Here is a 13,768-nt window from a genome sequence, read left to right as displayed (position 1 = left end):
GATAATTGGCTAGGCATACTATTAAGGTTGAGCCTAGCCATGTTTGTTGGCGGAATTATTGGATGGGAGCGCCAACTCCGGCACAAACCAGCGGGATTGAGAACTCATATGCTAGTTAGTATGGGTTCTGCACTGTTTGTTTTAATACCGCTGGCAATGGGTAAAAATGAAAACGGACGAGATGCTGTAGAGCGTGTAATTCAAGGCATTGCTGCCGGGATTGGGTTTTTGGGAGCCGGAGAAATCCTGCGGGAATCTCAACAGGAAAGAGGCAAACCTGAAGTTCACGGGCTTACCTCTGCCGCCGCTATTTGGGTATCAGCAGCTTTAGGAACTGCGGCAGGATGCGGGTTGTGGCAACTGGCCTTAATTGGCGCTTTCATGTCGCTGTTTATTCTGAGAGTAATTAAAGAGTTAGAGCGTCGGAGTCGTAGGAAATAGTCTCAGTTATGATATAAACTCTGGTATTATAACCGTTATAACGTTTGTAGTGACGACGGAAGCACGAGCGAGTTTTATGAGGGTTAAAGTTCTCACTACCAACTAAGTTTATGGCGGTCGATCGAGGATAAATAATATTAGCTGTTTCATAAGCTGTTGTGCATTTAATTTGTATGTTGAGGGCGGGCAGGACGCCCAACCCCTACTCCCCACAAGAGGAAAAATTTATTTTACTATGCAATTTAAATGCGGATTAGCTTACCAAGTCCAGTTAATCATTGATCATCAATTGTTTGCCCTCATCCCAGCCATACCTGTCCAGATGGTGAAAAAGGGTCGTTACACAATTTGAGGATGATTATTGTAGGCATTGGTGTCAACTTAACGTTAAACCTTATTCCGGCAGGGATTGAAACAAGAGCCTCCCTCAAAGCGAAAGTCCTCGCTATGAGGACTAATGAGTTCTTCAGTCCTCTTTGAGAGGACTTTAGCTATAAGCCCCGTGGAATTCATTCCCTGGCAAAGAGTGCCGGGTGAGCGGGAGGACTGGCGGACTAAAAGCTTAAGTTGACACTAATATATTGTGGGGTGTTCCGCCTTGTGTGAAAATACACGCCTTCGGGCTACGAGATCCCATCCCACAAAAAAACAATCAAAATCACCCCGCAATTATGCAACGCCTACAAAGTGGCTAAAACGCTTGAAATCTCTGCTTGGGGCGAGCGATAAATCTTCTCCATTTGATAGAGTATTAACAATACATAAATACATAACATTTCAAGCATAATGCTCAACTGTTACGAAGCAAACACTTTGACTACACCTTGACAGGTCTGGTCATCCAAGCCTGACCTTTGACGAGTGGAGTCATCACTATCCACTTACATATTAATTTTAATATTTATTTCAATTTTAGTTGATTTGCTCAACACCCAGTGAACCACAATACCAATATTTTTTAAATTAATTAGTATATAAATCAGCAAAAAAATTATATTTTACCAGTCTTGAGTAAGTAGAAAACTTAATATTTATCTCGTCCGAGTGCTGAATAAAAAAATTAATTTCTATCCGCAAAACTTGGCATTTTTATCAATTCCAAAGACTCTTGCCTCACGCGGCCAGCCATCGCAGCTAACTGCAAGCTCATAAAAGCATTCAAATCTTCCAAATCACACTTGGCTGACGAAAAAATCTTCTGCATTTCATTTTCCGCTTCCAAACTCAGATATCCAGCGGCAATAGCTTGTTTTACAACTTCACGAATCTGCACAGTAGAAATGTCCCTTACTAAATTTTAACTAATCAAACGCCAACTAATTACTAACAGGAAGTTTCGGAAGCCGTCTCGCCAAAGATTTCAAATTTTTTCAGCTCGCGAGACTCTTGTTTCACTTTTCCGGACATAGCTGCTAGTTGCAAAGCCATAAAAGCATTTAAGTCTTCCAAGTCATACTTGGTAGTTAACATCCGCCGCAGTTGATTTTCGGCTTCAATGGTTAGATAGCCTAGAGCTAGAGCTTGCTGGGCGAGATCGCGAATTAGTACCATAACACTTCGGGATTTTATTGGTTCAAGCCTCAGTATCAACTGTATTCACAGAATCAGCAGTGACGGCTATTGCTCGATAGGTGTGACATTGTTACGGGCCACTCGTGATAGCCGGAGTCGCAGAGTGTGACTAAGTATTTGCACTGTTGTGACGGCGATCACGCGGGGGATACCAGAGGAGGAGTCGGAGAGTGGGGAGTCGGAGAGTGTCCGGGTGTCTGGGTGGGGGAGTCGGAGAGTGTCCGAGTGGAGGAGTCGGAGAGGGGGAGCATTTTTCTTTTTCCCTGGGACTAATGACTAATGACTACTGCCTTCTACCTTCAGAAGACGCTCAACGTCTATAATCAGCAAGTTAAATATTTACGGCAAGACATATGGAACTAGCTCATAAAGATTTGCTACAACAAATAGCCCGACTATCGGAAACTTATGCTAATTTGGCCGATCGCCTATCCCAAGCAGCAAAACAACTGCAAGAGTCCGGCCTTCCTCCCTCCGACAGCTTGCTGCAGGAAGTAGCCACCTACAGTCGCAACTTTGCTGCAGTCCAAAAACAAGCTCTCGAACTCAACAAATCCGCGATCGCACCGGGGGAAATTGCTTCCCTCAAAGACATTAAAAACTTAGTCGAGACTGCCGCAGCTTCTGAAGGTAAAGCAGAAATTCGCGATGCAGCATTGAAAGTGATCGATCGAGTATTGGCGATCGCCCACCGCGAACAAAGCGACTTCGCGCCCTTACAATCAGTTCATGCCAAAGCCCGCGAACTGCAGCGCGCGATTTCCGAATCAACCCCAACTCAACTGCATTCCGACGCAGAATCCTTAGTCAGCGGCAAACACCCAGTTTCAGCAGTGCTCGCCCTGGTGGAACAGCAAGACAAATTAGATGATGAACAGTGGGTAATTCTCGAAGAAACAGTCAGCGCCGCTTTTGGCAAACAAATAGCCGTAGCCATTTCCAGAGGCAAATTAACCATTGCTGAGATGGTAAAAGCAGCACCTGCCAAAGTCGAACCCGCATTTAAAGCAGCGCCAGAACAAAAAATCAGCGCCGAACCTTTGCCAGAAGTGATTGTCATCCCGTCAGGAAATGTGGCACCGAAACAAGTTACAGTTGCGCCACAGATCCAGATTTTGGAATCCCCCGCACCTTCTGCCCCCATGCACGAGGTAATTATTGTTCCCAGCGTGGAAGTACCTCAGTCTCTTCAGACAGCAGGTTCCGGGAACATTGTTTTTGGGGCACCCCGGAACCTTCAACCAGCGGTGGCAGTAGAGGGCGGTTTGGGAATCAAAGTTTTGGTGCACATTCAGGGAATTGGCGATCGAACTTTCGGTTCTCAAGAATACGCGGGTTCTAAGGGTCAAGGGCGGCGCGTCGAAGGATTTCAAATTAATATCGATCCGCCAATTCCCGGCTTAAATGTCGAGTACATGGCTCACGTCGAAGGTGTTGGCGATACTCCTTGGCTTAGCGAAGGAGAATTGGCAGGTTTTCGGGGTCAAGCGAAACGAATTGAAGGATTTGCGGTGCGGTTGAGCGGGCCGCAAGCTGATAAGTACGACGTATTTTATAGCGCTCACATTCAAAATATCGGCGACACCGACGTGTCCTCCAACGGCGAATATTGTGGCACTCGTGGCAAAGCTTTGAGAATAGAGGGCATCAAAGTTTGGATCGCGCAGTCTGCTAGTTCCCAAGTTGTGGCGCCTGTGGGTTTAAAAGTGTTGGCGCATATTCAAGGAATTGGCGATCGAACTTTTAGCGATCGAGAATACGCGGGTACTAAAGCTCAAGGCCGCCGCGTCGAAGGATTTCAAATTAAAATAGAGCCTCCCGTTGCCGGTTTAAATTTGCAGTACATGGCTCACGTTGAAGGAGTTGGCGATACTGCTTGGATCTCGGAAGGGGAGCTAGCCGGTTTCCGGGGCAAAGCCAAGCGCATTGAGGGATTTGCCGCGCGACTGACTGGGCCGGTAGCTGATAAATACGACGTATTTTATACGGCTCACATCCAGAATGTAGGTGATACTCCTGTTACTACTAACGGTCAATATTGCGGCACTCGCGGCAAAGGTTTGAGGGTTGAGGGGATGACGGTTTGGGTTGAGGCTAAGGCGTAAAAATAAGAAATGAATGGAAAATTTTAAATTGCATTTTCCATTCATTAAATACTCGAATAAGTAGGGTGCGTCAATTCACATTATTTGCGCCAAAAACTAACAATCTCCAAGCTCATGCACCGCTCGATAATATCATGTTCGGCTAATCAATTGTCATTGTTCGTGCTCGTGTCGCAATCTCAGATGGTGGCGATTGCTTCGCTTCACGGAGTGCGTTCCGCTCGTAATGACAAATTGTAACTAATTTACCGGACATGATATAAATGGTGAGTCAGAATTCGACTTTTCATACTTCTTGAAAATCTCTATTCTGACACACCATAACGCTGACGCACCAGCCAATAAACGGTGCGTCAGAACGATATTTTATACTTTCTGTGCTTATTCAAAATCACCAAATTGACAGCAATATGTCTCTTTGACCATTTCAGCTTGAATTTTTTGGTTGATTTCGGAGCGATTCAGTTCCCAGTTGCGGATGGTATGCACGATATCGAATCCAGCCCAAATAAACATTCCGAGGACGATCGCACCAATCAAATATCCCATAGCTTTCTTTAAAGGTGGAGGTTGGCTGTAGCTAATTTAGCGCAGCGATTGCCAGCATACAGGATGCAAATCATTGCTGTTGAGTGCGGATGTCAGCCTGTTATAGCAGATGTTGAAGGCTTTAGTTATTCTTGAGAGAAGAAAGTCGATCGCCAACAGAATATTAAGCAATTTTCATATTTACAGGCTGTGGAATTACACGGTTGCTAAACGGGAAATGCTCTTTGGCGGCGCCACCCGTAAAATGTATCATAAATACTTTACAGGGCAGTAGAGTTTGAGTTAACATCGGCTGAGCCGATAAAATATTACACCTCCAAAAACCAAACATTCAGATGCACGCTAGCGATAATTTTACCGTAATTTTACGGTGATTGGGAATAAATAGTTACTTAAAAAAGCCTTAAAAATCCGGCTACAGTTGCTCACAAGTCTTTTCCATCAATACTTACATATAAATATGTCATTGCCAACAGACGATCGCCCGCAATCCGCAACCACTGATAGTGAATCTTCCTATCAACTTTCACCGATACAGCAGGGGATGTTGTTCGACAGCCTTTCGGGTCAACAATCAGGGATAGACATCGAACAAGCGATCTGTAGCATCCGCGAAAATTTGAATGTTTCAGCTTTCCTCAAAGCTTGGCAGCAAATAGTGCAGCGGCATCCCATCTTGAGAACGAGTTTTTGTTGGTTAGGTAAAGAAGTTCCCCTGCAAACATTACACCAACAAGTTGAACTGCCAAGCGTTGAACAAGACTGGCGCAATTTGTCGGAGGGCGATCGCGCCAACCAACTCGAAACCTATTTGGAAGCCGATCGCCTGCAAGGCTTTGACCTCACTCAACCCCCGCTGATGCGTTTGGCTTGGTTGCGCCTTGCGGAAAGCGAGTACAAACTCATCTGGACTTATCACCACATTTTGCTTGACAGTTCCTCTGCAATAATTGTTTTGCAAGAAGTTTTTAGCTTGTACGAATCCCTGTGTGCCGATCGACCTTTAGAATTACAACCGCCCCGTTGCGATCGAGATTGCATCGAGTGGAGGCAGCAGCCTGACATCTCGAAAGCAGAAACATTCTGGAAACAATACTTAAGCGGTTTCAGCGCTCCTACCCCTCTGGTTGGGGATTTTTCAAGGGCGGGCAAGATGCCCGTCCCACCACAAAATTCATCAGTTGTGGAACAGGCATCTGGTCTGTTCCTGACACCAACAGAAAATTTATCAGCAGAACCAGAAATCCGGCTTTCTAGCACCGTAACCGCAGCCTTAAACTCCCTAATTCAAGAACAGCAACTAACCCTAAATACCCTGCTGCAAGGAGCGTGGGCTTTACTTTTGAGCCGCTGTTCCGGTTCTGAAGATGTAGTATTTGGAACTATTTGCAACAGCCGATCGCAGAATCTAGAAAACGCAGAATCAGCGGTAGGATTATTTATAAATACTTTGCCATTTCGGGTAATGGTATCTCCCAATTTACCAGCGATCGACTGGCTCAAACAACTGCAAACTCAGTGGACGGCATTTCAAGAATACGGGAACGTGCCGCTGGCAAAAACTCAAGAATGGAGCGAGATTCCCCGCGGCACAGCTTTATTTGAAAGCCTGCTAGTAGTTGAAAAATATCACATTAACTCTGCTTTGCAAGCTCTGGGCGGCAACTGGCAAAACCGAGAATTTCAGCTTTTAGAACAGACAAGTTTTCCCCTCACAGTTTACGGATACGGGGGAACAGAACTGCTGTTGAAAATTGCGGGCGATCGCCAGCGGTTCGATCCGATCGCCATTACCCTAATGTTGGGACACCTGCAAACTTTGCTAGAAAGTATAGCCGCGAATCCCCAGCAGAAAATCAGCAAATTGTCAATGCTGACAGCAGCCGAACTTGCTCAGTTGCAGGAGTGGAATCAAACTCAAGCAAATTATCCGCAAGACAAATGCGTTCACCAATTATTTGAAGCACAAGTCGATCGATCGCCCGATGCCATTGCCGCCGTTTTTTCCCAAAATCTCCAACAGCAACTAACCTACCTGGAACTCAATTCCAAAGCCAATCAACTAGCCCATTACTTGCAGCAATTAGGCGTCGGGCCCGATGTTTTAGTAGCTATTTGCATGGAACGTTCCTTAGAAATTGCGATCGCCGTTTTAGGCGTTCTCAAAGCAGGCGCAGCTTACGTTCCCCTCGATCCAGCCTATCCCAAAGAACGGCTGACCTTCATGTTAGCCGACACCCAAACTCCCGTTATCCTCACTCAATCTCACTTAGTATCGGGGCTGCCCGCACATCAAGCCCGCGCCGTTTGTTTGGACGCAGACTGGGAAACAATCAGCAGTCACAGCAGGGAAAACCCAGCTAGCCGCGTCTCTCCCCAAAATCTGACTTATACAATATATACATCAGGTTCCACCGGTAAACCCAAAGGAGTTCCCCTCCCGCACCGCGCCCTAGTCAACCTAATTGCGTGGCAACTGCAAAACTCGACCCTTGAGGGCCCAGCCAAAACCCTGCAATTTGCATCTCTCAGCTTCGATGTCTCGTTTCAAGAAATGTTCTGTACTTGGTGTGCCGGTGGCACCCTCGTTTTCATCACAGAAGAAATCCGGCGAGATGCCCAAAGTTTGTTGCAGCTAATCGACAAACAAAAGATTCAAAGACTATTTCTCCCTTTTATCGCCCTGCAACACTTAGCCGAAGCAGCCGATACCTATCAGCTAGTACCGAAATCGCTGCGCGAAGTAGTCACCGCCGGCGAACAGTTGCAAGTCAACCGTTACATAGCCAATTTCTTTCAGCAGCTAGAAAATTGTACCCTGCACAATCAATACGGGCCCTCCGAGAGCCACGTTGTAACAGCTTATACCCTGGCAGGCCCGCCCGGAGATTGGCCCGCACTGCCTCCGATCGGCCGCCCTATTGCCAACACGGAGATATATTTGTTACAAAGAGATGGTGAGCCTATACCTTTAGGAGTAGCGGGTGAACTGTACATCGGGGGCATTTGCTTAGCGCGGGGTTATCTCAACCGCCCTGACTTGACTGCTGAAAAATTTATTCCTAATCCTTTTAGACAAAATGAAATACGCACGATCGAGGATGAAGAAGAGCGCCTTTACAAAACAGGAGATTTAGCCCGCTACCTGCCCGACGGTAACATCGAGTACATCGGGCGGATTGACGGCCAAGTCAAAATTCGCGGCTTCCGCATAGAGTTGGGAGAAATCGAAACCGCACTAGCAAAGCATCGCGCCGTCAAACAAGCTGTGGTGCTGGCGCGGGAAGACGAACCGGGGGATAAACGACTGGTTGCATACATAGTTGCCAATCCAGAGGAGCAACTGGCAATAGCCGAGCTCCGCCGTTACCTGCAAGGGCAACTCCCAGATTACATGGTGCCTGCGGTGTTTGTGAATGTTGAGGCGATGCCGAAGACGCCCAGCGGGAAAATTGACCGCCGCGCCCTGCCGGCACCTGACTCGCAGCGACAAGAACTGTCCCAGAGTTATGCCGCACCGCAAAGCGAGTTGGAGCTTTTGCTAGCGGGTGTTTGGTCTAAGCTGCTGAAGCTCGATCGCGTCGGCATTCACGACAATTTCTTCGAGATTGGAGGCAATTCTTTGATGACGCTGCAAGTTGCAGTTCAAGTTCGGACTCTGTTAGCTAAAGATGTGCCTGTGGTGAAATTGTTCCAGCACCCGACGATCGCCCAATTGGCAAATTATTTAAATCAGGGACAGACTGCAAGCCCATCTAACAACAAATTTCAAGACAGGGCCGATCGGCAAAAAGCTGCCTTTAACAGGCAGAAGCAATCTACCAAAAAACGCTAGTCATTAGTCATTAGTCATTAGTCATTAGTCATTAGTCAGGAGGAAGGCTTTAGTTATTTAGGAGAGGAGGAGAGAAGGAAGAAAACCTATGCAGCGAGCTGTTGAATCATGCGTATTTTACGTTTAATTAGGTGGATTTATTGATGACTAATTCCCAGGAAAACCCAGAACTTGACGGCATTGCGATTATTGGCATGGCGGGCCGATTTCCCGGTGCTGCCAGTGTCGGTGAATTGTGGCAGAATTTGTGCGGCGGGGTGGAGTCCACAACGTTGTTCGGCGACGCGGAACTAGACCCCAGTATTGACCCCAATCTCAGACAAAATCCGAATTACGTCAAAGCTAGAGGAATTCTTGACGGTGCCGATCGCTTTGATGCAGCATTTTTCGGCGTCAGTCCCCGCGAAGCCGAAATTACCGACCCCCAGCAGCGCATTTTTTTAGAAATAGCTTGGGCAGCCCTAGAAAATGCAGGCTGCGATCCGAATACCTTCAACGGCTCGATCGGAGTTTACGCCGGCACGGGCAACAATACTTATTTTCCCAACAACATCGCCGGACGATCGGATGTAATTTCCCGCGCGGGCGAGTTTCAGGTGATGGTAGGGAATGAAAAAGACTACATTGCTACCCGCACCTCTTACAAGCTGAATCTCAAAGGGCCGAGCGTCAGCGTGCATACCGCTTGCTCTACTTCATTGGTTGCAGTTTGTCAAGCTTTTTATGCTTTGATGAGCTACCAGTGCGACCTAGCCCTGGCCGGCGGGATATCAATTACGGTGCCCCAAAATAGCGGTTATTTGTATCAAGAAGGGGGGATGTTCTCCAGCGACGGACACTGCAAACCTTTCGACGCCAAGGCTGAAGGAACCGTGTTCGGCAACGCTGCCGGGGCTGTTGTACTCAAGCGTTTGGAAGAAGCGATCGCCGACAGAGATACAATCTATGCCGTAATTCGCGGAGTCGGCTTGAATAACGACGGGGCAGCCAAAGTCAGCTTTGCCGCACCCAGCGTAGACGGGCAAGCAGACGCGATCGCGATGGCGCACGCGATGGCAGACGTGCATCCCGAAACGATATCCTACGTCGAAACCCACGGCACGGCAACCCCCCTGGGCGATCCGATCGAAATAGAAGCGCTAACTCAGGCTTTTTCCTTAAAAACCGCAGCCAAACAATTTTGCGCGATCGGCTCCGTCAAAAGCAACTTCGGACACACGATCGCCGCGGCGGGAGTCACAGGGCTGATCAAAACAGCTTTAGCCCTCAAACACCAGCAAATACCCGCCACTCTCCACTTCGAGCAACCGAATCCAGCCATTGATTTTGCCAACAGCCCCTTCTACGTCAACGCCGAACTCTCGGAATGGAAAGCCGGCCAAACGCCCAGAAGAGCGGGTGTCAGTTCGTTTGGTGTCGGCGGCACCAACGCTCACGTTGTCCTCGAAGAAGCGCCCGCGCTGGAACCGTCAAGTCCTTCTCGCCCGCGGCAGTTACTGCTGCTGTCGGCGAAAACTCCATCTGCTTTGGACGCAGCTACCGCAAATTTGCGATCGCACCTCGCCCAAAACCCGGCGATCGATCTTGCCGATGCTGCTTACACCCTGCAAACCGGGCGGCAAGCCTTCAATTACCGCCGTTTCGCCGTTTGCAGCGATCGCACCGATGCCGTGCAGGTACTCGAATCCCTGCCGCCGCTGCGTACAGCAACCCGCTGCACGGAATCGAGAAATCCGGCAGTAATCTTCATGTTTCCGGGACAAGGGTCGCAATACGTCAATATGGGCTTGAATTTGTACGAATCCGAGCCTTTATTCCGCGAAACAGTCGATCGCTGCGCCGAAATTTTGCAGCCACACCTCGGCCGAGATTTGCGGAAAGTGCTGTATCCCGGCAGCGATGAAGCGACAGCCGCCGAATCGCTGCGCCAAACTTTCTTGACTCAGCCTGCGATATTTACCGTAGAATACGCGCTTTCTAAGCTGTGGCAGAGTTGGGGCGTGACTCCCCAAGGTGCGATCGGACACAGCATCGGCGAATTTGTGGCGGCAACTATCGCAGGCGTGTTTTCCCTTGAGGATGCCTTGATGCTGGTAGCAGCTAGGGGGCGCTTGATGCAAGATTTGCCGGGGGGTTCGATGCTGTCGGTGCGGTTGCCCGCGGCGCAAGTAGAAGGGCGCTTGAGCGGGGATTTGGCAGTGGCTGCGGTGAATGCGCCGGATTTATGCGTTGTTTCCGGGCCGACGGAGGCGATCGCACTTTTTCAGCAGCAACTAGAAAGCGAAAGCGTTGTCTGCAAACAACTGCACACTTCCCACGCTTTTCATTCGCCGATGGTAGATTCGATCGTCGAACCTTTCGCCGAATATGTCAAAAAAGTGCAGTTGTCAGCGCCAACTATCCCCTTTGTTTCTACTGTAACTGCTAGTTGGATCACAGCGGAACAAGCAACAGATCCGATGTATTGGGCGCGGCATTTGCGGGCAACAGTGCGTTTTGCCGACGGGATAAAAGAGCTTTGGCAAGATCCGAACCGGATACTTTTGGAAGTCGGGCCGAGAACAACTGCTGCTACTTTAGCTCGCAAACAAGCCAAAGATTTGAAAAAACAAGTTGCCATTTCTTCCCTCAGCGACACCCATGAAAATCAAACTGAATGGGCAGCTTTGTTGAGTGCGGCCGGACAGCTTTGGCTTTGCGGAGTATCGCTCGACTGGCAGAGCTTTTATCAAGAGGAAACGCGCGATCGCCTGCCCTTGCCAACTTATCCCTTCGAGAGCAAACGCTTCTGGATAGAACCGAAAGTGTCAGAGGGGGAGAGTGGGAAAGGGGGAGATGGGGAGAGTGGGAGAGTGGGAGAGTGGGAGAATTCCCAATTCCCGATGCCCGATGCCCAATTCCCAACTCCCAATTCCCAACAATCAACAGTCAACAGTCAACAGTCAACTGTCAACAACCAATTACCGATGCCAAATCCACAGGTTGAAACCAAACAAGCAGCGCGCAAATACAGACTTATCCCTGTAATTAAAAACATCCTAGAAGAAACTTCTGGCGAGGATTTAGGCAGTGTTGATGAGGACTTAACTTTCCTAGAAATGGGTTTAGATTCTCTATCTTTAACTCAAGTAGCGCTGAATTTGCAAAAAGAATTTAGCATCAAAATTACCTTTCGCCAGCTATTAGAAACTGTGCCCACTCTCGGCACTTTATCTGAATTTATCGATGGTGCTCTGCCGCCGGAGGTTTTGCCTGCAACTCCTGCCGTCCAACAAGCCGCGCCCGTACCAGCACCCGCACCGGCGATCGCACCGACAGCAGCACCTCCTGCGCCCATTGCCACTCCCGTTGCAGTCAGCGCCCCTGTAAATCTGCCCTTACCCAGCCCTCAGCCTCAAATTTTGAGTCCCGTACAGTCTGGCAATCTGGAATACCTGATCGGGCAGCAGTTGCAAATTATGTCGCGACAGCTAGAACTGTTGGGCGGCAATGGTTCTGTTCCCGCACAGCCGGCACCGACAACTAACGGTCAAGTTATGTCGCAGCCGCCGGCACCAACTCAAAATACCCCGCAATCCCAGACTAACGGCAGTGCGATCGCACCAACAGCAGCACCAACAGCAGAACCAACAGCAGAACCAAAAAAGGTGTTCGGTGCCGCCGCCCGCATCGACACATCCGATCGCGACGGATTAACTCCGTCGCAATCAGCATATTTAGAAACATTTGTCAAGCGATATACGGCGCGAACTCAGAAATCCAAACAGTACACTCAGACTCACCGCCACCACCTCGCCGATCCGCGGGTAGTTTCGGGGTTTAACCGGACGATGAAAGAGTTGGTTTATCCGATCGTGGTCGGGCGATCGTCCGGTTCTAAACTTTGGGATGAAGACGGTAACGAGTATGTAGATTTAACCAACGGTTTCGGGTCGAACTTTTTCGGATATTCGCCTGCATTTATTACAGAAGCGATCGCAGCTCAAATGCAGCGCGGGTATGAAATCGGCCCGCAAACACCGCTAGCCGGAGAAGTTGCCGAACTCGTGTGCGAGATGACAAAACACGATCGCGCCGCCTTCTGCAACACGGGTTCAGAGGCAGTTTTGGGCGCAATGCGACTGGCCCGCACCGTCACGGGCAACAGTACGATCGTCATGTTTACCGGAGACTATCACGGGATTTTCGACGAAGTGATCGTGCGCGGCACCAAAAAACTGCGATCGCTCCCCGCAGCACCGGGAATTCCCCAATCCGCCGTTGACAATACCCTGATCCTCGACTACGGCGAACCCGAAACCCTCGAAATCCTCAGAGCGCGGGCGGGCGAGTTTGCAGCCATCATGGTAGAACCGGTGCAAAGCCGCCGCCCCGACTTGCAGCCGCGAGAATTCCTCCACGAAGTGCGCCGGATTTGCGATCAAGCCGGTTGCGCCTTCATTATGGACGAAGTGATTACCGGATTCCGAGTTGCACCGGGCGGGGCCCAAGAATATTTCGGCGTACAAGCGGATATCGGAACCTACGGCAAAGTTGTCGGCGGCGGGATGTCGATCGGGGTAATTGCAGGCAAATCAGCCTGGATGGACGCTTTAGACGGCGGATTTTGGCAATTCGGAGATGACTCGTTCCCGGAAGTTGGCGTTACCTATTTTGCAGGGACTTTTGTGCGTCATCCCCTGACTTTAGCAGCCGCCAAAGCATCCCTCGAATATTTGAAGCGTGGCGGGCCTTCATTGCAGCGCGATCTCAATGCCAAAACTGACAAATTCGTTGCAGAATTGAACGCCATGTTCGATCGAGAGCAAACACCTTTCACAGTTAAAAACTTTGGTTCCCTGTTCAAAATCACCTACCCGCAAGATTTTACTCATGGAGAATTGCTGTTTTACTCGCTGCGGGAAAAAGGAATTCACATTTGGGATCACCGCCCGTGTTTTCTGACGCTAGCGCATTCCGACGCAGATCTTGCTTTTGCCAAGGAAGCATTCAAGAACAGTATTGCCGAATTGCAGTCAGCCGGATTTTTGCCCGATCCGTCTGGTGGGACTGTTGGGGCGATCGATTTCCACAAAAATGGCAATACAAATGGATCGAAATCGTCAGCGACTTTCTCAAACAATTCTCCCGTACCCGGTGCCAAATTAGGGCGAGATCCTAATGGCAATCCAGGTTGGTACATCGCAGATCCAGAGCGTCCAGGAAAACATTTACAAGTAGGAGATGGTTTATCAAATTGACGGTTAGAGTTGGATATTATCTGACT

7 protein-coding genes are annotated in these 13,768 nt (G+C 49.1%); 4 read left to right on the top strand and 3 right to left on the bottom strand.

Going from position 1 to position 13,768, the window contains the following annotated elements; genetic code table 11:
* The first annotated feature begins 39 nt into the window (after positions 1–39).
* Positions 40–441 carry an MgtC/SapB family protein gene (locus QUA43_RS20535; RefSeq protein ID WP_333376137.1) on the top strand — a complete coding sequence of 134 codons (402 nt, stop codon included), beginning with the start codon at positions 40–42 and terminating at the stop codon, positions 439–441.
* Between the two features lie 1,060 nt (positions 442–1,501).
* Here the strand turns inward: QUA43_RS20535 and QUA43_RS20530 are convergent.
* Positions 1,502–1,714: a hypothetical protein gene (locus QUA43_RS20530; protein WP_333376136.1), complete on the bottom strand. Its 213-nt coding sequence runs from the start codon at positions 1,712–1,714 to the stop codon at positions 1,502–1,504.
* 50 nt (positions 1,715–1,764) lie between these two features.
* Positions 1,765–1,992 carry a hypothetical protein gene (locus tag QUA43_RS20525; protein ID WP_333376135.1) on the bottom strand — a complete coding sequence of 76 codons (228 nt, stop codon included), beginning with the start codon at positions 1,990–1,992 and terminating at the stop codon, positions 1,765–1,767.
* A gap of 374 nt (positions 1,993–2,366) precedes the next feature.
* Between QUA43_RS20525 and QUA43_RS20520 the strand changes: the two genes are divergently transcribed.
* The gene (locus QUA43_RS20520) at positions 2,367–4,118 is read left to right on the top strand and encodes a hypothetical protein (RefSeq protein ID WP_333376134.1); all 1,752 of its coding nucleotides are present in this window, start codon (positions 2,367–2,369) and stop codon (positions 4,116–4,118) included.
* Positions 4,119–4,499: 381 nt separating this feature from the next.
* Here QUA43_RS20520 and QUA43_RS20515 read toward each other — a convergent pair whose 3' ends face one another.
* Positions 4,500–4,667, bottom strand: a complete 168-nt coding sequence (locus QUA43_RS20515) for a hypothetical protein (protein ID WP_333376133.1) — start codon at positions 4,665–4,667, stop codon at positions 4,500–4,502.
* 460 nt (positions 4,668–5,127) lie between these two features.
* On the opposite strand from QUA43_RS20515, the gene QUA43_RS20510 reads away from it, so the two are divergent.
* Entirely contained in the window at positions 5,128–8,502 is a 3,375-nt protein-coding gene (locus QUA43_RS20510; protein ID WP_333376132.1) for an amino acid adenylation domain-containing protein, read from the top strand.
* A 143-nt stretch (positions 8,503–8,645) separates the two neighbouring features.
* Positions 8,646–13,742, top strand: coding sequence for an aminotransferase class III-fold pyridoxal phosphate-dependent enzyme (locus tag QUA43_RS20505; protein ID WP_333376131.1), 5,097 nt, complete (start codon positions 8,646–8,648; stop codon positions 13,740–13,742).
* Positions 13,743–13,768 lie beyond the last annotated feature (26 nt).

It is taken from the genome of Microcoleus sp. N9_B4, assembly GCF_036701635.1.
Lineage (GTDB): Bacteria > Cyanobacteriota > Cyanobacteriia > Cyanobacteriales > Microcoleaceae > Microcoleus.
The sequence above is the reverse complement of the archived record's forward strand: the minus strand, read 5'-3'. Positions and strand labels throughout refer to the sequence as shown.